General features: G+C 31.5%; 23 protein-coding genes. 18 read left to right on the top strand and 5 right to left on the bottom strand.

The annotated features are described in order from the left end of the window. Window positions 1-201 precede the first annotated feature (201 nt). The 5 genes from ACJ6WR_RS03925 to ACJ6WR_RS03905 all read left to right on the top strand — a co-directional run bounded on the left by ACJ6WR_RS03925 (window position 202) and on the right by ACJ6WR_RS03905 (window position 4,490). Window positions 202-1,155: a DUF4062 domain-containing protein gene (locus ACJ6WR_RS03925; protein ID WP_409417109.1), complete on the top strand. Its 954-nt coding sequence runs from the start codon at window positions 202-204 to the stop codon at window positions 1,153-1,155. A gap of 97 nt (window positions 1,156-1,252) precedes the next feature. After that, a complete protein-coding gene (locus tag ACJ6WR_RS03920) occupies window positions 1,253-1,822 on the top strand; it encodes a TIR domain-containing protein (protein WP_409417108.1) in 570 nt (189 codons plus the stop codon). After that, a complete protein-coding gene (locus tag ACJ6WR_RS03915) occupies window positions 1,823-2,665 on the top strand; it encodes a macro domain-containing protein (RefSeq protein ID WP_409417107.1) in 843 nt (280 codons plus the stop codon). 36 nt (window positions 2,666-2,701) lie between these two features. After that, window positions 2,702-3,481, top strand: a complete 780-nt coding sequence (locus tag ACJ6WR_RS03910; RefSeq protein ID WP_409417106.1) for a hypothetical protein — start codon at window positions 2,702-2,704, stop codon at window positions 3,479-3,481. A gap of 91 nt (window positions 3,482-3,572) precedes the next feature. Continuing rightward, entirely contained in the window at window positions 3,573-4,490 is a 918-nt protein-coding gene (locus ACJ6WR_RS03905) for a hypothetical protein (RefSeq protein WP_409417105.1), read from the top strand. A gap of 310 nt (window positions 4,491-4,800) precedes the next feature. Here ACJ6WR_RS03905 and ACJ6WR_RS03900 read toward each other — a convergent pair whose 3' ends face one another. Next, entirely contained in the window at window positions 4,801-5,124 is a 324-nt protein-coding gene (locus ACJ6WR_RS03900) for a hypothetical protein (protein WP_409417104.1), read from the bottom strand. A 208-nt stretch (window positions 5,125-5,332) separates the two neighbouring features. On the opposite strand from ACJ6WR_RS03900, the gene ACJ6WR_RS03895 reads away from it, so the two are divergent. From ACJ6WR_RS03895 to ACJ6WR_RS03885, 3 genes are all read left to right on the top strand, one after another. Next, window positions 5,333-5,746: a helix-turn-helix domain-containing protein gene (locus tag ACJ6WR_RS03895; protein ID WP_086894599.1), complete on the top strand. Its 414-nt coding sequence runs from the start codon at window positions 5,333-5,335 to the stop codon at window positions 5,744-5,746. A gap of 137 nt (window positions 5,747-5,883) precedes the next feature. After that, window positions 5,884-6,687, top strand: a complete 804-nt coding sequence (locus tag ACJ6WR_RS03890) for a hypothetical protein (RefSeq protein ID WP_409417103.1) — start codon at window positions 5,884-5,886, stop codon at window positions 6,685-6,687. Window positions 6,688-6,825: 138 nt separating this feature from the next. Then, entirely contained in the window at window positions 6,826-8,028 is a 1,203-nt protein-coding gene (locus ACJ6WR_RS03885) for a hypothetical protein (RefSeq protein WP_409417102.1), read from the top strand. A gap of 84 nt (window positions 8,029-8,112) precedes the next feature. Here ACJ6WR_RS03885 and ACJ6WR_RS03880 read toward each other — a convergent pair whose 3' ends face one another. Together ACJ6WR_RS03880 and ACJ6WR_RS03875 are read right to left on the bottom strand one after the other, a co-directional pair. Continuing rightward, complete coding sequence (locus ACJ6WR_RS03880) at window positions 8,113-8,493, bottom strand: secretion protein (protein ID WP_409417101.1); 381 nt, start codon at window positions 8,491-8,493, stop codon at window positions 8,113-8,115. A gap of 399 nt (window positions 8,494-8,892) precedes the next feature. Then, window positions 8,893-9,297, bottom strand: a complete 405-nt coding sequence (locus tag ACJ6WR_RS03875; protein WP_039111083.1) for a hypothetical protein — start codon at window positions 9,295-9,297, stop codon at window positions 8,893-8,895. A 187-nt stretch (window positions 9,298-9,484) separates the two neighbouring features. Here ACJ6WR_RS03875 and ACJ6WR_RS03870 point away from each other — a divergent pair, with 187 nt between their 5' ends. The 4 genes from ACJ6WR_RS03870 to ACJ6WR_RS03855 all read left to right on the top strand — a co-directional run bounded on the left by ACJ6WR_RS03870 (window position 9,485) and on the right by ACJ6WR_RS03855 (window position 14,715). Continuing rightward, on the top strand, window positions 9,485-10,357 hold the full coding sequence (locus tag ACJ6WR_RS03870; RefSeq protein ID WP_409417100.1) for an AraC family transcriptional regulator: 873 nt from the start codon (window positions 9,485-9,487) through the stop codon (window positions 10,355-10,357). Window positions 10,358-10,735: 378 nt separating this feature from the next. After that, complete coding sequence (locus tag ACJ6WR_RS03865) at window positions 10,736-12,775, top strand: M13 family metallopeptidase (protein ID WP_409417099.1); 2,040 nt, start codon at window positions 10,736-10,738, stop codon at window positions 12,773-12,775. Between the two features lie 379 nt (window positions 12,776-13,154). Continuing rightward, window positions 13,155-14,018 carry an alpha/beta hydrolase gene (locus ACJ6WR_RS03860; RefSeq protein WP_409417098.1) on the top strand — a complete coding sequence of 288 codons (864 nt, stop codon included), beginning with the start codon at window positions 13,155-13,157 and terminating at the stop codon, window positions 14,016-14,018. Between the two features lie 166 nt (window positions 14,019-14,184). Then, a complete protein-coding gene (locus ACJ6WR_RS03855) occupies window positions 14,185-14,715 on the top strand; it encodes a hypothetical protein (protein WP_409417097.1) in 531 nt (176 codons plus the stop codon). Window positions 14,716-14,909: 194 nt separating this feature from the next. Here the strand turns inward: ACJ6WR_RS03855 and ACJ6WR_RS03850 are convergent, their stop codons facing one another. Both ACJ6WR_RS03850 and ACJ6WR_RS03845 read right to left on the bottom strand, forming a co-directional pair. Next, window positions 14,910-15,878: a TerC family protein gene (locus ACJ6WR_RS03850; RefSeq protein WP_409417096.1), complete on the bottom strand. Its 969-nt coding sequence runs from the start codon at window positions 15,876-15,878 to the stop codon at window positions 14,910-14,912. 493 nt (window positions 15,879-16,371) lie between these two features. Beyond that, on the bottom strand, window positions 16,372-17,388 hold the full coding sequence (locus ACJ6WR_RS03845) for a glutamine synthetase beta-grasp domain-containing protein (RefSeq protein WP_039111076.1): 1,017 nt from the start codon (window positions 17,386-17,388) through the stop codon (window positions 16,372-16,374). Window positions 17,389-17,800: 412 nt separating this feature from the next. Here ACJ6WR_RS03845 and ACJ6WR_RS03840 point away from each other — a divergent pair, with 412 nt between their 5' ends. The 6 genes from ACJ6WR_RS03840 to ACJ6WR_RS03815 all read left to right on the top strand — a co-directional run bounded on the left by ACJ6WR_RS03840 (window position 17,801) and on the right by ACJ6WR_RS03815 (window position 24,386). After that, entirely contained in the window at window positions 17,801-19,990 is a 2,190-nt protein-coding gene (locus ACJ6WR_RS03840; protein WP_039111075.1) for a glutamine synthetase III, read from the top strand. A gap of 399 nt (window positions 19,991-20,389) precedes the next feature. Continuing rightward, window positions 20,390-21,079, top strand: a complete 690-nt coding sequence (locus ACJ6WR_RS03835; RefSeq protein ID WP_086894608.1) for a hypothetical protein — start codon at window positions 20,390-20,392, stop codon at window positions 21,077-21,079. 110 nt (window positions 21,080-21,189) lie between these two features. Continuing rightward, entirely contained in the window at window positions 21,190-21,672 is a 483-nt protein-coding gene (locus ACJ6WR_RS03830) for a hypothetical protein (RefSeq protein ID WP_409417095.1), read from the top strand. Between the two features lie 4 nt (window positions 21,673-21,676). Further along, window positions 21,677-22,411 (top strand): CsgE family curli-type amyloid fiber assembly protein, encoded by a 735-nt coding sequence (locus ACJ6WR_RS03825; protein ID WP_052259321.1) that lies wholly within the window; start codon window positions 21,677-21,679, stop codon window positions 22,409-22,411. A gap of 82 nt (window positions 22,412-22,493) precedes the next feature. Beyond that, complete coding sequence (locus ACJ6WR_RS03820; RefSeq protein WP_039111072.1) at window positions 22,494-22,940, top strand: curli assembly protein CsgF; 447 nt, start codon at window positions 22,494-22,496, stop codon at window positions 22,938-22,940. 69 nt (window positions 22,941-23,009) lie between these two features. After that, window positions 23,010-24,386 carry a CsgG/HfaB family protein gene (locus tag ACJ6WR_RS03815; protein WP_409417094.1) on the top strand — a complete coding sequence of 459 codons (1,377 nt, stop codon included), beginning with the start codon at window positions 23,010-23,012 and terminating at the stop codon, window positions 24,384-24,386. The last annotated feature ends 62 nt before the right edge of the window (window positions 24,387-24,448 follow it).

Genomic DNA, 24,448 nt, shown 5'->3' with positions numbered 1-24,448 from the left:
ATGGAAACCCGTAAAAATATGATTCTAGATAACTCTAGATTTACAGTCAAAATTTTATGGAAAGATTCATAAGATTGATGATTGTTTTGCTATATATTATTTTTTTTAATAATTAAAATAAAAACCTTCTATTTTTTTGTAGTAATATATTTCTATATTAGCATTTAAATAGCAGAAAGACAATAAAAAACTGAAAGAAATATGGCAAAACCAAGAATATTTGTTAGTTCAACTTATTATGATTTAAGACACATTAGAAGTGATATCGAAAGATTTATAAAAGAGCAAGGGTATGATGCTGTATTAAATGAACAAGGAAACATTGCCTATGGTAAAGATGAAAAGTTAGAAGATTACTGTTATAAGGAAATAAATAATGTTGATATTTTAGTATCTATAATTGGAGGTCGATATGGCTCTGAAAGTAAGAATGATAATAATTCTGTTTCACAAATGGAATTGAAAACAGCATACGAATTAAATAAGCAAGTTTATATTTTTATTGAAAAAAGTGTATACAATGAATATCAATTTTATCTAAATAACAAAGAAAACGAAACTACAATATATACTTATGCTGATAATGTGAAAATTCATCAATTTATTGAATTTGTCGAGTCTTTGCCAAATAATAATACTATTCACGGTTTTGAAACTTCAACAGATATAAGTTCATTCCTTAAAGAGCAATGGGCAGGTCTTTTTCAGCGATTTCTTCAAGATCAAACTAGGAATAAGGAATTAAATATAATTAAAGGCATTGAAAATACTGCAAAAACATTAAATCAATTAGTTACATTTTTGACGGAAGAAAAAAGAGGTTCAGAAAATGTAATCAATGAAATTCTGCTTAGTAATCATCCAGCAATGGAACAAGTAAAAGATTTGCTAAAAATACCATACCGTGTTTTTTTCTCGAATAAAGAAGAATTTATAGATATACTAAAAGCACGTGGTTATAGAGAGTCAAGTCTAAATTTACCTTTTGATACAGAACAAATTTGGGAAATGTTCAAATCAGATATAAGATATGAATTAACATATAATGAAGAAATTTTTAATACGGATAATAAATTGAGAGTATATACTAAAGAAGAATGGAATCCAAACTTTATAAGGTTAGTTATTTCAGATATAGAAGATTTACCATTCTAAAAAAGTATTTCTGTAAACGGTGTTTGTGTTTAATGTGAAAATTTGACAATGATATTAGACATCCCTTAAGTTAATAACCAATTATTCAATATAAATTATGAGTAAAATTTACAATTATTGCGCATTTTATGTAAGTGAACCATTCAATGAATCATCTCTTGGAGCTCACGCAACTGAAGATTTTTGTTATTATAATATGCTTAAAGCGTGGAAAGGTTTAGATAGCTCTTTCCCATTTAAAAATGCACACGATACAACCTATAACGTTCGTGATAATAGTGATTGGGAATCAACTCTTAAACCAAGACTTAGAGAAAGACTTAGAAACTCTAAAAACATTATCTTATTTTTGAGTAAAAAAACTTCCAATTCACAAGCCCTAAAAGAAGAAATTGATTACGGAATTAATATTTTAGGTCTGCCTGTTATTGTTATATACCCTGATTTAAAAACAAAGGAGGATTTACTTACGTCTGATAAAAGTAAATTAAATAGTACTGTAACAAGTTTGTGGAATAGATTGCCAGTTTTCAGAGATTCTAAAGCAAAAGTACCTGTATTACATATTCCATTGAACAAAGATGTTATACGTGCCTCTCTAAACAATTCTGATTTTATAGTTAGTTCTGGCAAAGCCCCAGGTGATTATTTTATAAAAACTAATTAAATGAAAGTTAATTTTTTTGACAAAGGAATTTGGAATAAATTCTGGGTTTGCTTTTCAGTAATATCTGGTATTTTATCATTCATTTTACTTTTTGATATTATCCCTGCAGATTATAAAGAATACTTAAAGTACATTGGTTACTCATTATTTTTTATTTTGATAATTATATATCTAGTTATTTGGTGGAGAGCCAATAAGCTAACAGATATAAATATTGATATAGATGGAAGTAATGTGAATATCAAATGTGGAGATTTATTTTTAGAAGATGGTCTTAAAACTATTCCATTTAATGAGTATTTTGATACTATAGTTGATGATAAAATAATATCTGCTAAATCTTTGAATGGTATTTTCATTGATAAATATTTTAGCGGAAAAGTACCAGAATTGGATAATTTTTTAGTAACCAATTCAGATATATTGGATATAGTTGATAATAATGTTAACAGAAGGTTAGGCGGTAAAAAAGTGAAATTCAAATTAAGTACCATTTTTGTTCATGATGAGTTCATATTAACTGCATTTTCTAAATTTGATGAAAATAACCAAGCAACTCTAACAATGCCCGAATATATAGAGTTTTTGATTAACTTTTGGGATAGAGTTAATCGCATTTATGCTCAAAAATCTGTTTCTGTTCCAATTTTTGGTTCTGGAATTACCAGAATAAAAGAACACAAAAATATTAGTGATGAAGATTTATTAAAAATAATGTTATGGACATTTAAATTGAGTGAAATGAAATTTAAATATCCTGCTAAATTGACAATAATAATACATAAGGACAAAATTGATCAAATTAATTTGTTCAATGTTAAATCAATTGAATTAGGATTGTAAAGAACAGTAAAAATCCCACTTAAAAATCGATTAAATATGGAAAAGTGTTTTGTAATTCAACCTTTCGACAATGACAAATTCGACAAAAGATTTGTTGACATATTTGAACCTGCAATTAAAAAGGCAGAATTTGAGCCCTATAGAATTGATAAAGATTTAAGCGTAAGAATTCCGATTGATGAAATAGAAAAAGGTATTGCTGAAAGTAGAATTTGTTTTGCTGAAATAACCAGTGATAATCCGAATGTATGGTACGAATTGGGTTTTGCTTTCGCTTGCAATAAAGATGTTATACTGGTATGTTCTGATGAAAGAGTTGGTAAATTTCCATTTGATATACAACATAGACATATAATTACTTATAAGACTAGTTCAACAAGTGATTTTATAACCTTAGGAGATATAATAACACGGAAAATAAAAGCATTTCAGTTAAAATCAAGCACTATTAAACAATTAAATGTAACTCCTGTAGTTGAAACTGAAGGTTTGAAAAGCCATGAAATTGCCTTATTAATATTAATGATGGAGAACCAAGTTTCATCTGAAGATAGTTCTGCTGTTTACACCCTCAAAAATGAAATGACAAAAGCGGGTTATACTGATATTGCAACTAGTGTTGGAATAAGAACTTTGACTAAATTAGGAATGATTGAAACTTATAAAGAAATTGATAGTTGGAATAATGAACAGGAATTTATTGCTTGTAGATTACTAGAAAATGGAGAAAATTGGATTTTAAATAATCAAGATCAATTGGAGTTCCGAAAAAAGAATATTACAGAAGTTTCTGAAGTTGATGATTTACCATTCTAGGAAGAAAGTGTAAGGTATTGAAATCAAATGTGTTGTATAGAATATTATTCAAATTATTTCAAAGATAGAATTTACATTATAAAATAGGCTTATGAACTCTTTTTTTAATTTACAATTTGGAAATTTTAGCCAAAGTACGCCTAATTGGTTTGATTGGTTCTCATTAATAAGCTCTTTACTAGTAAGTGGTTTAAGTATTTTTTTCGCTTTTAAACTTGCTGAAAAAATTTATCAAAAAGAAAAAGTAGATAAAAATTTAGAAGATTTAGAAATCCAAAATTCCGAATTGGAACTTTTTAAAAATAGTCTTATTGAATTAAATAGCTCTATTGAAAAGCAAATTATAGATTTACAAAAATATAGTGATAATAAAGATTTTAAATTAGTGTTTCATCCTGATATACAGGTAGATTTTTTGCAATTTATAGATATAAAGTACTTGTACAAAAAGATTGGATTTTCAAATACTGAAGCCATAAAAAAGATAAACAATTTGATGACATTGTTATATACGCTTTATGATTTCAGGGCATCTTTGAGAGATGAATTTAGAACCTATATGAAAAAATATAATTATCATGAAGGTAAGTTTTATCAATATCGTCAACTTTTATACACTAAATATTATTCAATTTGTCATCATCGAGCTGAGGTCGAACTTTCTGGGGATGGAGGTATAAAAAAATGGAAGTTTAAAGGAGATGATGAATTCATTATAAGATACTCAGAATTAATAGACAAGATTTCAAGTGACGATTCGATAATAGATAGTACAGGTCTAAAAGATAGAGCTAAATTAAATAGGGAATTTGTTATTCCGCTCACTAAGATAGCTTACGAATATGTACCAGAAGATTTAGATGCGATAGAAGTAAATGATATAGGAAATGAAGTTAATTCAGCATTCCTTGACATGGAATCAATCACGGAAAAGCATTTTTATGTGATTTATACGTATTTGCATAACTTAAAAAATATAAGCGCTAAAATCAAAGAATTTCTTGAATGAGAAACAAATGCTTTGTTATAATGATTTAGTCTAAGTGGAAATTGTAGTTGTGTCTAATTAACACCCCTCCACGAAGTGTTCACAATTGCTGTACAAAGTCTCCCGACTTTGTACCCACTCCAATAATCCGCAAAAGAGAATTAAAAAGATAAAATTGGAACAGAGAAATCTTCGCGAGAAGCTCGACTAAGATTGAACTTTCGTTACGGAGTTACTTGTGAAGATTTCTCCTTCGTCGAAAAGACAATATTGTGGTTATTTTTCAGCGTAACCTCTTTGTTCACATAAACGAAAAGGTAAAACATTATATTCATTTCCCACCAACCATCTCCCCAACATCACTCAAAAATTCCAACTCATCCATAGGAAACATTTCCAGTATCATTTCTAGAATTAGCCCTACATTAATAGGTGAATGTTTAATTGTGGTTGAGGTTTTATGTGCGTCATGATCTAATGCTACAATGCATAATTTTAGGATTTCGGTAATAACACAACCTAGTTCAAAATAATTTACAAACTTAATTTGAGCGATATACGCTTTCGATTTGTCATCGGCAGGTTTTAGGGTACGGAAATGTAAGGCGGTTAATCTTTTTAGATTTTCTAAAGTTTTAGTTTCATTGGTTTCCATGATAATATATTTTTATTAGTTGTATATTGTTAATCGTTTTACAATTTGACTTTTATAATTTTATTATAAGAAAAATTGTACTTTTGTTTAGCTCGGCGAAGAAAGTGATAGATTGTACCGTACCAAATCATTTTTAGCCGTATTGTACATTACTAAATATGTTTTTTACTTATTGCCAGTTATTATACTTAATTATTATCTTTGAATTATGAGCACACTAACAAAACCAAATCATATAGGGCGAAAAATAAGCCGTATTCGTGAACTTCGAGATATGAAACAAGAAGCTTTGGCCCAGGCTTTAGGAACAAACCAACAAGCTATATCTGCTTTAGAGAATAGCGAAACTATAGACGAAGAAAAACTGATTGAAGTTGCAAAAGCACTTGGTGTAACGGTTGAGGCAATTAAGAATTTTTCGGACGAAGCTGCAATTAATTATTTCAATAGTTTTAACGAAGCAGTAAATAATAGCCATTTTGGAAATAATAATCATTGCACTTTCAATCCATTAGATAAATTAATGGAAACTGTAGAAGAAAATAAAAAGCTTTACGAGCGTTTGCTTCAAGCTGAAAAAGATAAAATCGAATATCTAGAAAAATTACTGGCAGGAAAATAATATTCTCTATAAAGATTTACTAATTAAAAAACAGCTCCATCCAGAGCTGTTTTTTTGTTGTTGTTTTCTTGTTTTTTATGGGAAGAATACCCCAAAGAATTACTTATTATTTTTAAGTTTGGGAAAAATTAGAAATTATGACACATCAACAAATTTTAGATAAACTGGCTGCAAAATCATTAGTTCAAAATATTGATGAGGATTTGGCGAGACTTACTGGTACAGCGATGAGGTATGCCAAACATGATAAAGAAATAGCAGCAAACTTAACGAATTACATACTTCCTAAAATGTTACTACGCTGGAATTGTATATTAGAAGCAGATAGTACAGAAGTGACAATTAATTATAAACGTAAAGCCAATATTGCTTTGGCGTTAACGCTTCATAAATATGGACTAACAGATGAGATAATAAAGGAAAAGGCTATAAACGCTATTGATGATTTAAATAATGAAGTTGTTTTAGGTGATGATTTTTTTAGAAAAACAGCCGAGATAAAAACTTTCATAAATTCTAAACCGACGGAATTAAAACGAATACCATCATCTCTGGATAATATTACTTTTTACAGACCGAAGGATGTAATTTCTATTCAATTAGGAAAACAATATTTCTGTGCCTATATACATAGCCATGAGCGTCCAAATGAAAGTCCTGTACTTGAGTTTTATGATAAGATATTTGATAGTGTGCCTAAAATTGAAGAATTAGAAAAAATAAATGCAAAAGGAAGAATGAATGACAGTGGTGTTGCACGAATTTCTAAATTTTCGATTGCAGGGATTAAATTTTTACCAGACTTAGCAAATCAAATAAAATTAATAGCTGCTTGTGTTGAAGCTACGCCCTTTAATGCGCATTTAGATAAGCCGATGGGCTTGTATACAATAACTGATGTTTTTGGAATGCAGGATGATATTCATAACTTATTTAAGTAAGATTTATTTCTCCCCTGATTATTTTATGCAAATTATAGTAATCAGGAGGACAGTATAGAAGAAATATATAAAATATTTAGATATAAGTTATTTAGAAAAACCTTTCAGAGATGAAAGGTTTTTTTATATTTTAGTGTTATGAAAAACACTGCCTATTATATTCTGTTTCTTTTTGTTACGGTTTTTGGTTATAGCCAAGACAAGCAATTGTTACAAACGGGAGTTATTATCGATTCGGTTAAAATTGCAACGACTCCATCAGAATCGTATGCAATATATTTCCCTAAAAAGTATGATGCCAAAACTCCAACGGCATTGGTTTTTATTTTTGATCCAGATGCAAGAGGAAAAATAGCAATTGAGCCTTTTATATTGGCTGCAGAAGCGTATAATTATATTTTGGTATGCTCTAATACTTTAAAAAATGGATCTACCCAAGTTAATATTGCAGTTGCTAATAGATTATTTGATAATGTATTGCAAACCTACGCCATTGATACTTCCCAACTTTATATTTCAGGCTTTTCGGGTGGTGCAAGATTAGCTAGTTTTTACGGAATATCTTCGGGAGCTTTTCAAGGTGTTATTGCTTGTGGCGCTTCTTTTAATGGTATGGATAAGCTTATTCCTCCTTCTAACAATTTTTCCTATGTAGGAATGGTTGGAGATAGAGATATGAATTACCTGGAAATGATAGCAAACAAAGAATGGCTAGATAATGCAAAGATTGTAAATACACTTTTTATTGCACATGAGGAACATGTTTGGCCTAAACAAGCCGAGATGCTTCGCGCATTTGACTGGTTGGAAATTCAGGCATATAAAAAAAATATCAGGCCAAAGAACGATACCATTATTAAAAGGATTTATGATACCAATTTGCGAATAGCAGATAGTTTAAAGGCTAATAAAGAAATGATTGCTTCGGTGGATGCTTATGAAAAAGGGATTACCTTTTTTAATACAAATGAAGACAATTCTTTAAGAACCAAAATTGCCGAAATCAAAAAAACTAGAGAGTATAAGGATGAGGTTGCAAAAATGGAGAAGATAAAGGTTCAGGAAAATGAAATTTTAGACAAACTTTCGCTTCGTTTTGATCAAGAATTAAAATCGGCTAAGAGCAATACTAATTTTAAGTTTTGGAATGCCGAAATGAAGAAGTTGAAAGCGATGAAGCTTGATAATAATGATATTCCAACCCAGAATATGGTTATTAGAGCATTATATTGGTTTCAGGTTATAGTTTATGAAACTGGAGAGGAAAATAAAAGAAACCAACAAAAAGATAAGGCTGATTATTGTACCGAATTGTATAAAATTATTACGGAAACAAATTAAAGATAAAAGCCCAATTCTTAATGAGAATTGGGCTTTCTATAATAACTAAATTGTAATTGTTTTGCTTAATAAAAAGCAGATAAATTAACGACGAAAAGCTGGGCTTTGATTATAAGATTCGTCAGTTGTTTTGTTTGCTTTTGAAGATTTTACGATAATTTCGTGTTTTACTTTTTTAGCATTGTCTTGAAATTCTAAATAATAAGTTCCCGCAGGGTATTCTTCTAAGCTTAATGTTTTTGAAGTTTCTAATTCATTAGTTGCTATTCCTTTATATATCAAATGACTTTCGTTATCAATAATAGAGAAATTTGATTTCTGTTCTCCATTCAAAGTAAAACTAACTACTTTGCCATTTCCAGTTTTTATATTCAAGATATAATCCCCTTTTCCATCAATTGCATAAGTACTCATTGATGTCAAAAAAATAACCAATACTAAGCTTAATCCTAAAATCTTCTTCATGTCTTTGTTTTTGTTTTTTAATTTTCAAATCGCGGTGCGCAAAACTACAAATAGTTCGCTAACTACAAAATGTTTTTTATATTATTTTTAGTCCTAAGTCGTTGACTTAAAAGTGTTTCGGCTGAACTCGTGATTATATACGGATTTATAAGATTCTTGGATGTTATTTTTATAACTTTTGTCAAATCAGTATTTTGCATTTTTGTAGTGGTTGACGCACAAAAGATAAATTTAGAATAAAAAATGATCGAAAAAATAGCTCTCTTTTGAATATTTAGCACTATTATATAAAAAAAAACAGCTCTTTTAACCATAAAAGGGCTGTTTTTAAACGATGACGTTTTTAACTTTACTAAACTAAATTAATTCATTTTTATAAATGAGTGGGAATGCAATTTTCTAACGTGATGCTACAGCTGTATTTTTAGCATTAGTTGTTTTGTATGTTTGTGAAATAGATTTATTAGACAATGTAGATTCTCCATTGGTAACATTAATTTCATATCTCAATTTTTTTACGTTGTCTTCAATATCCAGAAAATAAGTTCCTTCTGGAAACTCTGTTAGATCAAATGCTTTTAAAATTCCGCCTTTACCTGTTGCGTTTTCAGAGTAAATTAAGATACCATCTTTATCATAAATAGAAAGATTTGCTTTTGATACATTGTTTAAAGCAAATGTAATTAGTTTACCGTCGCCTTTTCTTACATGAAGTGCAAAATCGGTATTTCCATCAATTGCATAAGTACTCATTCCTGTAAAAAGTACTGCACATACTAGACTTAATTTTAGAATCTTTTTCATGGCTTTAGTTTTTTAATTATTAGTTCTAATTCTCTGATGCTAAATTACTTTAAGAATATATTGTTTTACACATCTCTATTTGCCAATTTCTATGCTATATTCTCATTTACGAAAGCGTTATAGGTTAAAGTTTGAATTATATTAGGTGTTTTAGTTAAATTTGTTTTTATTTTTCAAAGAACTTATCATGAAGAACACCGCCCCAGCTCTTGAAGTGATATCAAACTCCTACGGAAGCTCTTTTAGCTATATTAGGCATGCCGAAAAGACCAATAGCAAATCCCATTTATGGCATTATCATCCCGAAATCGAATTGGTTTATGTAAATGGAGGAGCAGGAAAACGACAAATAGGAAGTCATGTTTCATATTACACCAATGGCGATTTGATTTTAATAGGAGCCAATTTGCCTCATTGTGGTTTTACCAATGAACAAACTGGGAATAAAAACGAAATCGTTATCCATATTAAACCAGAATTTTTAGGAAATGATTTTTTTGGAGTTCCCGAAATGAAAAAAGTTCAAAATGTTTTTGGTCAAGCCAAAGCAGGAATCGCATTTACAGGAGAAACCAAAGAACGAATTGGTAGGAAAATAGAAATGATGGAAAACCAACTTCCATTAGAACGATTGCTAACACTCCTGAGTATTTTAGACGAATTAGAATCTTCTGAAGATTATACGGTGCTTAACGCCGATGGGTTTTCGTTAGAATTATACACTCAGGATAATGACCGTATTAATGTTGTTTTTAATTATGTAAAAGACCATTTTCAGGAATCGATTGCTATCGATGAGGTTTCGAGTTTAGTAAGTATGACTACACCTTCTTTTTGTAGATATTTTAAAAAAATCACTAATAAAACCTTTACTACTTTTGTTAATGAATACCGTTTGGTACACGCTTCGAAGCTTTTGGCAGAAAAGCCTATTAGCATTAATGAAGTTTGTTATGAAAGTGGATTTAATAATTTTAGTCACTTTAGTAAATTATTTAAGACTTATACAGGGAAAAGCGCATTGCAATACCGTCAGGAATTGAAAACTGTGATTAAGTAGGGAGAATTAACAGCAAAGAGTTTAACCGCAAAGGGCGCAAAGATTTTATAAGTGAGATTCTATAAAAACGCAAAGTTCGCAAAGCTGTATGTTTTATCAGCTTTGTGAACTTTGCGTAAAACCTTTGCGTGCTTTGCGGTTAATTTTAAGCTGAGCGAATCCGTGTCATCCGCGTTCCCTTTTAGACAATCTTTATAATTTGAGTTCTATCTAAGTCTTTGTCAGAGTACCATACTGGGCGGTAATAATCCATTTTTTAGAATTGAAGTTTCATTTTGTATGTGAGAAAAAATTATATTTACATTCTTGTTTTTCGAATATTGTAACAAACAAGTAGTAATTAGTTAGATTTAATCAAAACAATCAAAATTATACTTAATGAATTTATTTAGAACACTCATCGTATTTACACTTACGGGAATAGTTGTTTCAAGCTGTGGCAAAAAAGAACCAGCAGTATTTCCAGATCCTTTAATAACCAATCGTGATACAACAATAAATCCTGCGGATGATTTTTTTAACTACGCCAATAATGGTTGGTTTAAGAAACATCCAATTCCGAGTACCGATAGTAGCAACGGTATCGGGAGGATTGTTATGGATACAATTAATGAACAAATAAAAAGTATTTGCGAAAAATCAGCAGCAGATGAATCAGCAGCAAAAGGAAGTAACAAACAAAAAATCGGTGATTTTTATGCTTCAGGAATGGATACAATTGCCATCGAAAAAGCGGGTTTATCTCCGCTTAATAGCGAAATGCAAAAAATTGCAGCTATAAAAGATGTTTCTTCTTTGGTAAATTCTATAGCGCATTTACAAACTCTTGGTACAAGTCCGGCTTTTTCATTTTATGTAGGTCAAGACGATAAAATAAGCACAAAATATGCGTTGTTTTTTGGTCAGGGCGGATTAGGAATGGGGCAAAGAGATTTTTATCTTGATACCGATAAGCGAAATGAATCTATTCGTAAGGAGTATTTAATTCATCTTAAAACGATGATGAAATTTACAGGCGAAGACGAAGCTACGGCTGCCAAAAGCGCTGCAACTATCATGAAGCTGGAAACTGATCTGGCAAAATCTTCTCGTAAACTAGAAGCGCTTAGAGATCCAGTAAAAAATTATAATAAACTTACTGTTGAGCAATTCAGCAAAACGACTCCAAATATTGATTGGAAAACAGTTTTACCAATTTTGGGTATTGCCAAAGCAGATACGGTAATTGTAGGTCAGCCTGAGTTTTTTACTTCATTAAATAAGTTATTAAAAACATATCCTGTTGAGGAATGGAAAACTTACCTTAAATGGAATCTGGTAAATTCTTATGCCGAATATTTAAATGCAGCGGTTGAGAAGCAAAACTTCAAATTCTTTTCGACAGTAATGAATGGAGTAAGTACTCAAAAACCACGTTGGAAAAGAGTTGTTGGGCAAACAGACAGCTATTTAGGTGAATTAGTTGGACAAGTATATGTAGCCGAATATATGCCAAAAGGGGTTAAAGAAAAATTACTAGAAATAGGTAATAACATACGTGATGTATTTGCTGTACATATCAAGAAATTAGATTGGATGAGTGATGCTACAAAAGAGAAAGCATTACAAAAATTAAATAAAATCGTTATGAAAGTTGGATATCCAGATAAATGGAAGGATATGAGTAAACTTTCTACAGATAGAAGTTCATTTTGCAGTAATGTATTAAAAGCTAATTCTTGGCATTACAATGATATGGTTAACAAATACGGTAAACCTGTAGATAGAACTGAATGGAGTATGCAACCACAAACATATAACGCTTATTATAATCCTAGTAATAACGAAATTGTGATTCCGGCTTGTAATATTATCGTTCCTGGTTATGAAGGAAGAATGCCTGATGATGCTATCTTATACGGAATTCTTGGAGGTTCTTTCTTTGGACATGAAATCACGCATGGTTTTGATGATCAGGGAAGCCAATATGATGATAAAGGAAACCTAAATAATTGGTGGACTGCCGAAGATTTGAAAAAATTTAAATCTAAGACGAAGTTGATTGTAGATCAATATAATAAGTTTACTGTACTTGGTAAACACGTTAATGGAGAAGCAACTCAAGGAGAAAATATTGCCGATTTAGGTGGTGTTGTAGTAGGTTATGAGGCATTTAAGAAAACGGCTCAGTATAAAAATAATGAGAAAATTAGCGGATTAACGCCAGATCAACGTTATTTCCTTTCTTATGCTTATTCTTGGATGATCAATAGAAGAGATGAGTCTAAGATTAATCAAATCATGACCGACGTACATTCTCCAGAACAATTTAGAGTAAATGGACCTTTAAGCAATATGCCAGAATTCTACAAAGCATTTAATGTGAAAAAAGGGGATAAAATGTATCAGCCAGATAGTTTACGTGTGGTTATTTGGTGATTTTTTTTAAGATGCTGAGGGACTAAGGTTCTAAGGTTCTGAGATTTTTAGGTTCAAAGGCTTAAAAAAGGCTCAAAGGTTTTCTGTAGAGACGCACCGCAGTGCGTCTTTGTCAAAGAGAGTCAAATAGTTTTGAACATAAAATAAACATAACTTATTTTTTAGAGATAAGAGTAATCTCCGCAAGGAATTGACACAAACTAGTCAGTTTCTTATGGAGATTCTTTTTTTGGAAGAAAAAAGTTTGCGTTTGCTGTATGTTCAATCCAAACCTTTGTCCCTTTATAAAACCTTTGCACCTCTACGGCTTTTGAATCTTTTTTTATATCTTAGAACCTTAGTCTCTTAGAACCTTAAAAAAAAACTTTATCTAAAAAAAATGAAAAACTTTAAAATTATATTGTTGGCTGTTTTTTTATGTAGCTCCCTTTTATCTTATGGTGCCAAAGTAGATACGCTACAAATTGAGAGTGTTGCAATGGGTAAAACGTATAAAGCAGCAGTTGTTTTACCAAATTCGTATGCCAAAAGTAAAGCTTCGTTTCCTGTATTGTATTTGTTGCATGGTGCTTACGGACATTTTGGAGATTGGCTAAAAAACACACCAGATAAAAAATTGGTGCAAAATTTATCTGATCAATACAATTTGATAATTGTAATGCCCGAAGGAGAAACATTTAGTTTTTACTTGGATAGTCCAGTAAATAAAGGAAGTCAGTTTGAGACTTATATAACCAAAGAAGTAATTCAGAAAATAGATAAAACTTACCGTACAATTAGTGATAAAAAAGGAAGAGTAATCTCGGGGCTTTCGATGGGAGGCCATGGAGCATTGTATTTATCATCCAAGCATCCAGATTTGTTTTGCGCAGCAGGAAGCATGAGTGGCGCTGTAGATATGGGCGGAATGCTTAATCGTGATGCAGTACAGGTAACTAAATTAATGGAACCCGTTTTTGGTAAAGAAGGAGCACCACAAGAAGTATATGCATCATATGCTGTACTTGGTATGGTTGATAAAATGAAAGCCAATAAACTGGCATTGATAATTGATTGTGGAGTAGATGATTTTTTAATTGAACCGAATCGTGAACTACACCGAAGATTGGTTTACAGTAAAGTAGAACACGATTATACCGAAAGACCAGGAGCACATACTTGGGAATATTGGGAAAACTCATTGCCGTATCATGTATTGTATTTTAGTAAAGTATTGGCTAAAAATGGAGTTGTGGTACATTAAAACTATACAATTGTAAAAAATAGCCTTTTATGATTTAAATGTTATGTGTTGAAAATTAATGATTTGTATGTGATTGTGTAATTTTTTTTCAAGAAAATAGTACATATTATTTTTTTTGGTTTGATTTTTGGAATACCTTTATGTATAACTTAAAAAATAAAAAAACATGAAAAAGATAATTACACTTTTTGCAATAGTAGGATTGATAGTGTTCTCTAGTTGCGAAGGACCTGAAGGACCAATGGGGCCAGAAGGATTAGAAGGTTTACCAGGACCAGTTTCCGAAGTTATTGAAAGACAAGTAAATTTTAATCCAAGTGGATTTTCAGTGACAATACCATTAAGTCCACCAATTTATAAAAATGACGTTGTATTAGTTTATCATTTGTATGGTGCTTCAGCTGGAAATGATGTTTGGAGACTAATACCACAAACTTATTACATGAGTGATGGTGGAGCTCTTGATTATAACTTTGATTATACAATTAATAGAGTTAATATTTTTCTTGGTGCAGATTTTGATTTAAATACGCTTAGTCCAGATTGGACTCAAAAGCAGGTTTTTAGAATTGTAATTGTTCCGGCAGATATTTTTGAAACTGGAAAATCTGTTAATAAAGCGGATTATTCAGATTACAATGAGGTTATTAAAAAATATAATATTAATGATAGCAATGTTCAAAGAGTGAAGTTGTAATCTAAAAATAAAGTAAAAAAGGGAATCGTAAGATTCCCTTTTTTACTTTCTAAAAAATCCGTTTAATCCGTTTAATCCGTGTTTTCGCTTTAGCGAATCCGCATCATCCGCGTTCCATCTACATTTAGGAGAGAGTTAGAGGATTTTTAATGAATCTTAATCTCTTAATGGTTCGAAAAAAAACTGTTATATTTCTATTCTTCTGTTTTAGAAATCTTCTCTTTGTTTTTGCTTAATCGTAATGAAACAATGATTCCTATAATTAATGAAAGTCCGATAAAGGTAAGTGAACCCCATTCGGGTACTTCGATATAATCGTGTAGGAGCATTTTAAGACCTACGAAACTTAAAATAGCAATAAGGCTGTATTCTAAATAACTGAATTTAGCCAACATATTAGCAAGGAAAAAATACATCGAACGTAATCCGAGAATAGCAAAGATATTAGAGCTAAAGACTAAAAAAGGATCTTTGGTAATGGCAAGAATTGCAGGAACGCTGTCGATTGCAAATAAAACGTCCATAAACTCAATTACTATTAAAGCAACAAATAGCGGAGTGGCAGCTTTTTTTCCTTTTTCAGTTAAAGTGAAAAATTTTTCATGCTCCATGTGAGAGGTAATCGGAATTACTTTTCCTAATACCTTATATATAAAAGAGTCTTTTGGATGAAAATCTTCCTCTTTGCCCGAAAATAACATTTTCATTGCTGTTAACAGTAAGAAAGCACCAAATACATAAGTTGTCCAGGTGAATTTATTGATAAGCATAACGCCAAAGAAAATCATCAATCCGCGGAAAATGACAGCGCCTAGAATTCCCCAAAATAAAACACGATGCTGGTATTTTTGTGGAATCTTGAAAGAAGCAAAAATAATAGCAATCACAAAAATATTATCTACGCTTAAAGATAATTCGATTAGATATCCGGTAATGAATTTTATTGCGGCAGCAGCTGGTTTTAGTCCGTCGGGATTTTCGATATAATCAGTACCATATAACCAATATATTACGCCAGAGAATAAAAACGAAACGCTTACCCAGATAAGTGTCCACCTGCTAGCTTCTTTTGTGCTTATAATGTGTGGTGTTTTATTAAATACGCCAAGGTCTAGAGCAAGAATAAGTACTATTGCTATTAAAAAAAGTATCCAGACTATCATAAGCCGATTTTTTTAGTGAATTACAAAGATAGTTTTTGATTTTATACCTAAAAAGCATATTTCCAATATTTTAAATGCTGATTTGGTGAGAAGTAAAAAAGTTTTACCATTAAGAGGTTAAGGGAAATTAAGTTTTAATCTGTGGTAGGGAATTTAACCGCAAAGAGCGCAATCCCGAAGCGTCAGATACGCAAAGGTCGCTAAGTTTCAAATTCTATGCGAAGGGGACGCGGATTAAACGGATTCGCTAAAGCGAAAACACGAATTAAAAGGATTTTCTATCTGTTGTTTTTAAAAATCCGTTTTTCATCCGCGACTTTACTTTTGTAAATCCGTATCATCCGCGTCCCTTTAGATAGACAATTTAAGATTTGGTACTATTCTTAAATTTTCTTAATTACTTAATGGTAAAAACTTTTTTACAAAAATAAAGGGCATAAAAAAAGTGCCTACATATATATGAGGCACTTTTTGGTTTTATGAAGCTATGAGATTACAATGCTGATTTTACAGTTTTGATAATTCTTGCAGCAATTTTATATGGGTCACCGTTAGATGCAGGTCTTCTGTCTTCTAACCAACCTTTCCAACCTTTTTGTACTGTAATTAACGGGATTCTTATAGATGCTCCTCTATCAGAAATACCATAAGAGAAATCATGGATAGAAGCAGTTTCATGTTTACCAGTTAAACGTAAATCGTTGTAAGCTCCGTAAACTGCAATATGCTCAGCAGTAACAGGACGGAAAGCCTCACAGATTCTTTCGTAAGTAGCTTGGTCTCCACAAGTTCTTAAAACTTCGTTAGAGAAATTAGCGTGCATTCCAGATCCATTCCAATCTGTATCACCAAGTGGTTTTGGGTGATATTCGATATAGTAACCATATTTCTCTGTTAAACGATCTAGTAAGTATCTTGCAATCCAAATTTCGTCACCAGCTTTTTTGGCACCTTTAGCAAATAATTGAAACTCCCATTGTCCGCAAGCAACCTCTTGGTTGATACCTTCAAAGTTAATTCCAGCTGCGATACATAAATCTGCATGTTCTTCGACTAATTTTCTTCCGTGAGTATTTTTCCCACCTACAGAACAGTAGTACATACCTTGTGGAGCAGGATAACCTCCAACAGGGAAACCTAATGGCAATAAAGTTTTAGTGTCCATGATGAAATATTCTTGTTCGAAACCAAACCAGAAATCATCATTATCATCATCAATAGTAGCTCTACCGTTAGAAGGATGTGGAGTTCCATCAGCATACATAACCTCAGACATTACTAAGTATCCATTAATACGAGTAGGATCTGGGTAAATTGCAACAGGAACTAATAAACAGTCAGAAGATCCACCTTCGGCTTGTTTTGTAGAAGATCCATCAAATGACCAATTACCAAGTTCTTCTAGTGTTCCTTTAAAATTTTCGTGTTCTTCAACTTTAGTTTTGCTTCTAAGATTTTGAGTTGGTTCATATCCATCTAACCAAATGTACTCTAACTTTATTTTAGCCATAATAATATAAATTAATTTTTCTTTTTTTTTGGATTTTTTTGTTGGGTCAAATATATATTTATTTTTTTATTGCTAGAAAAACGGGGGTAGTTTTTATTTAGGGTAATGTTATTTTTTGCATAAGCTTAATTTTTGCGCCCTAAATTTAAAAATAGGTAATTTTAGAGGGGGATAAAAAATAATTTCGCAATTATGGGTGGTTTTTTTGAAAAGGAGCAAGGTTTCGCGATTGGCAAATTGTTTTATAAATACCGAAAAAGCTGCTCTTTTGTTAAATTACTTCGAAAAGACAGGGGTGTAGTTTGAATTAGTTTCATAAAATGCACAAAGGGGGCTATAATAAAGGGGATTAATTATTATATTTGCACTTTATTATCAAATCTAAATTAATAATAACTTAAAATTTGTCTGCATGTCAACATTACGTTTTCAAGCTTTAAAAGAAGCTTCAACAAGAAAATCTGTTCAGTTTGAAGAAACCGACAGAAAATCAACCATTTTTGGATCTAATGTATTTAACGATAAAGCGATGAAGCAGTATTTGACTTCAGATGCATTTAAAGGAGTACAAGGAGCAGTTCAGCATGGAACTAAGATAGACAGAAAACTGGCCGATTATATTGCGATGGGTATGAAAGAATGGGCACTCTCTAAAGGGGTTACTCATTATACACACTGGTTTCAGCCATTAACAGGAACAACTGCAGAGAAACATGATGCATTTTTTGAGATTTCTTATGATGGCAGTGATCCGGTTGAGAAATTTGGAGGTGCACAATTAGTACAACAAGAACCAGATGCTTCTAGTTTTCCAAACGGAGGAATAAGAAACACATTTGAGGCAAGAGGATATACAGCTTGGGATCCTACATCTCCAGCATTTATTTTTGGAACTACTTTATGTATTCCTACCGTTTTCATTTCTTATACAGGAGAAGCATTAGATAATAAAATACCTTTATTAAGAGCATTATCTGCAATTGATGATGCAGCAACAGATGTTTGTAAATATTTTGATAAAAATGTAAAGAAAGTTACTGCAACCCTTGGATGGGAGCAGGAATATTTCCTTATAGACAGATCTCTTGCAGAATCTCGTCCTGATCTTATGATGACAGGAAGAACCTTGTTAGGACATACATCTGCTAAAGGGCAACAATTAGATGATCATTATTTTGGTTCTATTCCTACTCGTGCTTTATTATATATGAGAGATTTGGAGCAAGAATGTATGTTATTGGGTATACCAGTAAAAACACGTCATAATGAGGTAGCACCAAATCAGTTTGAGTTGGCGCCGATTTTTGAAGAAACAAACCTGGCAGTAGATCATAACTGTTTATTAATGGATGTAATGCAAAAAGTGGCAGAACGCCATGACTTTAAAGTATTATTTCATGAAAAACCTTTTAAAGGAGTAAATGGTTCTGGTAAACATAATAACTGGTCATTAGCAACAGATACAGGAGTAAACTTGTTAAGTCCAAGCAAAACTCCTATGAGTAATTTACAGTTCTTAACTTTCTTTATCAATACGATTAAGGCGGTTAATGATTATGAAGAACTATTAAGAGCAGCAATTGCTACAGCAAGCAATGATCACCGATTAGGAGCAAATGAAGCACCACCGGCAATTATCTCTGTATTTATTGGTGAGCAATTAACAAAGGTTTTGGCTGAATTAGAAGGTGTAACAACTGGAAAATTATCTCCGGAAGAAAAAACAGATTTAAAACTAAATGTAGTAGGTAAAATTCCAGATGTATTATTAGATAATACTGATAGAAACAGAACTTCACCATTTGCTTTTACAGGTAATAAATTTGAGTTTAGAGCAGTAGGTTCATCTGCAAACTGTGCTAACTCAATGACAACTCTTAATGCAATTGTTGCAAAACAATTAAAAGACTTTAAAATAGAAGTTGATGCATTGATTGAGTTAAAAGACATGAAGAAAGATGATGCTATCTTTAATGTTTTAAGAGAGTATATAAAAGTTTCTAAAAAAATCCTTTTTGAAGGAGACGGATATAGTGAAGCATGGGAAATTGAAGCTACCAAAAGAGGTTTGAGTAATCATAAAACAACTCCTGAGGCATTAAAAGCCAGAGCATCTAAAAAAGCTTTAGATTTATTCTCGGAATTGGGTATCATGAACCATGTTGAGGTTGAGGCACGTTACGAAATTGAATTGGAAGAATACACTAAGAAAATTCAAATAGAAGGAAGAGTTTTAGGAGATATTTCTAAAAATCACGTTATCCCTACAGCTATTCGTTACCAAAATACATTAATAGAGAACGTAAAAGGATTAAAAGAAATCTTTGGAGACGATTTCCTTACTATAGCAAAAGAGCAAATAGTATTGATTAAACAAATTTCTGGACATATCGAAGGAATTAATTCTAAAGTAGAAGCAATGACAAACGAGAGAAAGAAAGCAAACCATCTTACAGATGCTCAGGAAATGGCCGAAGCATATTGTAATAACGTAAAACCTTATTTTGAGGATATACGTAATCATTGCGATAAACTAGAGCTACTTGTAGATAATGAAATTTGGACATTGACTAAATATAGAGAGCTATTGTTTACAAAATAAGAGCTTAAAGCGCATTATAAAAAGGTCTGGCATTTTGCCAGACCTTTTTTGTATAATAAATTCAAAAATGGGGTTTAAAATGCATTTTTTAGAATGAAACTCAAATCTGAATATTGATTTAATGATAAAGTAACTTTTTTCTGATAGCAATTTAAGATAAAATTAGCATTTCATCGTTATTGTTTTGCAGTTCATCGAAAAGATGATTAACTTATTGAAAAATAGGTGGTTGTATTTATTTCGTTAGCAGAAAGTTATTTAAATTTGAATCGTAATTAAGAAATAAAGCTTCACACTTTCCCCTTTATTTAACCTATCAATAATTACAATTTTGCAGTGATTCCCCGTCACGAAACCTACATAATAATTTGTATTAATAACCAATTAAATATATTTATTATGAAAAAAGTAGTTTTAAGCATCTCCGCGATGCTATTTGTTGGTACAGCTGCAATTGCGCAAGCTAATGTTAGTGATGTAGATCAAACAGGCTGGATAAATGGAGCCTTGGTATCTCAGGTAGGTTATTCAAATGATTCACAAGTTACACAATTTGGTTTGGCAAATTTAGCATTTGTTAGTCAAACTGGAGATGATAATGAGTCAGATGTTTCACAAGCAGGTATTTTTAATATCGCAGCTGTAAATCAAAACGGAGATGATAATAGTGCAACAGTATTACAATTAGGTCTGGCAAACGTGGCAACAATCGACCAAATGGGAGATGATAATGATGCGTTAACTGTACAATTAGGAGCATTTAACTCAGCTTCAACTATTCAATCTGGAGATAACAATAGTGCTACAACATTACAATTCTTTGTAGGTAACTCATCAACTATTGAACAAGATGGGGATGGAAACAATGCACTTGTTGTACAATCTTATTGGTTTAACACCTCAGATATTTATCAATTAGGAGATGGAAACACAGCAATTACAGCACAACTTGGTTATGACAATACATCTAGTGTTTACCAAGATGGTACTGCTAACTTTGCGTTAACACTACAATTAGGAAACGACCACATGAGTACAATTACTCAAACAGGTATTGCAAACGGAGCTATAGTTTTCCAATCTAACTAAGCTTTACTTGAAAAGAGTAGAATTTAATTCTGCTTACAATTCAGTTTATACCAGTTTTATTTATGAAACTGGTATAAATTTTTAAAGAAGATTTATTTTAAAAATATGTCATGAAACCAGCAGTGTATTTAATATTACTTTTATTTACAAATATTGCTTTCACACAGGAGTTAAATCCTTTAGATGTATATGCTATAAAAGCATTAGAAAGTAATAATGACTATAGAAACCAAAATGCAAATCTGTTTGTTCAAAATAATAATATTGTAAAAATTATGCAAATTGGAATTTACAATGCTACAGATGTAAGTATCATTAGTAATAAATCCAATGTAGTTCTTAATCAAATTGGTAATGACAATTATATAAATATGTATAAGAAAGCACCTGAAATTAATCAATCAGTTGTTCAGTCTGGAAATAACAATATGGTAAGCGACTTTTCTTTATACTCCAGTGGAGCTATAAATATGTCGATTAATCAAAGAGGAGATAATCTGACCATTTTTAATAATGGCTCAAACTCAATATCAGAGGGAATGAGAATTACCCAAACCGGAAATTCAGGCACTATTTATATTTTCAATCACTAATATTATGGAGCGATATAATCTAAATATTATTTTAATTATTATGATGTTAGTAGTGCAAAACACATTTGCACAAGTGGTTTATACAGAGGTAAAAGCAAAAATTGAAATTGAACAAATCGAAAATTCATTAGCAATTACCGGAACTGCAGAAAATTTAAAAGCAGAGTTTAAAAACATCTCTTATAAATTATCAGTTTTAAAAGTAAATAAATCCAATACTAATAAATCCAATAATGCACAAGATGGCAGAGTTACACTAGAACCAATTCAAAAAGTAAACCTCTCCAAAACACAAGTAAATTTTACTAAAGACGACGAAATAATTATTCTATTATTAATTTATGATGATAATAATGCAGTAATAGGAAAAGACAAAGTAATATTTGGAGGAAAAGATGAATCTAAAACAGAGATTCAAACACCTACAGACGGATTAGAAATGATTGGTATAGTTTCTAACGATACCAAGACTAAGTTGGGCAATGATTTTTACGATTATTTTTATTCAGAATATTCGAAATTAAAAATCAAATCACATAAGATCGTTACAGTTCGAGAAGAATTAACCTTCGGGAGAACAACTAAAATAATGATAGATGTTGATGGAGAAATAATTGATGAATTTATTTCAAGACCAGACGAAGATTTTTTAAAATACATGGCAGAATCATCTTCGGCCAAAATTTTCAAGTATTTTAAAAATATCGAAAGACAAAATAAATTGATCACTCAGTATTAAGTTGTGCATTTAATTAGTTGACATTCGAATAGATTAATTAAATGTTTTTTGGCAGTTATTTTTAAACCCTAAAAATACCAAAATGAAGACAATAACTTTACTATTTTGTTTACTAGGAATATGTTTTACTTCGGTTGCGCAAGATTTGGCCTATAAACCTATCAACCCAGCTTTTGGCGGAGATACGTTTAACTACAATTGGCTACTTAGTTCAGCGCAAGCACAAAACGACTACAAAGAAGATAAGACAACTGGATTCGAACAAAAATCAGATTTACAACGTTTCAAGGAAAATCTTAACAATCAGTTACTAAACAAACTTTCTAATTCATTATTCGAGGATCAGTTTGGTACAGGTACAGGAGGAGGTATAGGTACTGGTGGTACAGGAGGAGGAATAAAACCGGGATCTTATGTCTTTGGGACACTCTCTGTAGATGTTTATGACTCTAATCTTGGGCTTGTTGTAGATATCCTGGATATAGAAACAGGAGAACAAACGCAAGTAATTGTTCCTGGAAACAATTAGGATTAAATTTTTATTCCTAGTAATAAGTTTTATATTTTTTATCGCTAATAAGTTAATAAAAAATCACTTATGAATCAAAAATCACTTTTTGGAGTCCTAATAGCTATTTTATTCTCAGGTTGTGGTGCTTATTTTAATCAACCCGTTGGAGTACAAAAAGCTGTTTATGGAGAGAATACACCAGCTACCTCGGCATTAACCAATATCCCTAAACCCAAAGAACAAATTGTTGTAGGGGTTTATAAATTCAAGGATCAAACAGGGCAATACAAAGCCGTAGAACTAGGTAGTACATTTAGTACAGCAGTTACACAAGGAGCAACTTCTATCTTGATAAAAGCCCTTGAAGACTCAAAATGGTTTATTCCAATTGAACGAGAAAACTTGGGGAATTTGCTTAATGAGAGAAACATCATTAGATCCACAAGACAAGAATATGCTACCAAACCCAATGAAAAAGAAGCCCCATTAACGCCTCTTTTATTTGCCGGAGTTTTGCTGGAAGGAGGTATTATATCCTATGACACAAATATAATTACAGGAGGATTTGGAGCCAGATATTTTGGTGCCGGAGCTTCGGTAAGATATAGACAAGATAGAGTTACAGTTTATCTAAGACTTGTTTCAACATCAAATGGTAAAATCTTAAATACCGTTTATGTTTCCAAAACAATTTTATCACAAAGTGTTGATGCCAATTTATTTCGATACGTAAACCTAAACAGACTTCTGGAAGTTGAAACAGGATTTACCCGAAACGAACCCATACAATTAGCCGTTACCGAAGCTATAGAAAAAGCAGTCGAAGGACTTATTGTAGATGGTATCAAAGACAAATTGTGGGAAGTAAATGCCCCACAAACCCAGGTAGATAATTTTATTGCCAATTATGACAACGAAAAAAGCGAAGCCGATTTAGCACAACTATACGGAAGAAACCTAGTCGAAAAAAGAGGTCGTTTTGGTATAGAACTAGCAGGAGGAGCAACCCTTATGAAAGGGGATTATCCTAGTCCGGTTGCAAAACCAATGGGAAGAGGAGCCGTGAAATATTTCTTTACACCAAATTTAGATATAAGTGCCTCGACAAATGTTTTTAAACTCGGTAATAAAGATAAGCTAGATGTTGGGTATGCAACCCTCGATTTAAATCTAGAATTATTGGTATTGCCCTATGACAACTTTACGCCTTACATATTTGGCGGCGGCGGAATAGGATTTAATTCTAAATATGAAAATAGGCATAGCAAAGTTCAGTTTGGAGGAGGAGTAGAGTATTTGGTAACAAGTAATCTTGGACTCAAACTGTACGGAGAATACAATGTAAATTTCACAGATATGATAGATTATGTCGATAGCGGAGTCAGGGATGATTATTACTGGCGTTTCGGATTAGGGGTAACATATTACTTCCCGAAAAACTATCACAAGAAAAAAAAGATGTAAAAAAATATCATTCAAAAAATTCGTCGAATAAACTCGATAAAGTCTAACAAAATAAAATCTAC

The sequence above is a fragment of the Flavobacterium sp. PS2 genome (assembly GCF_046250155.1).
Taxonomy (GTDB): domain Bacteria; phylum Bacteroidota; class Bacteroidia; order Flavobacteriales; family Flavobacteriaceae; genus Flavobacterium.
This window is presented reverse-complemented; position numbering and strand designations above follow the sequence as displayed.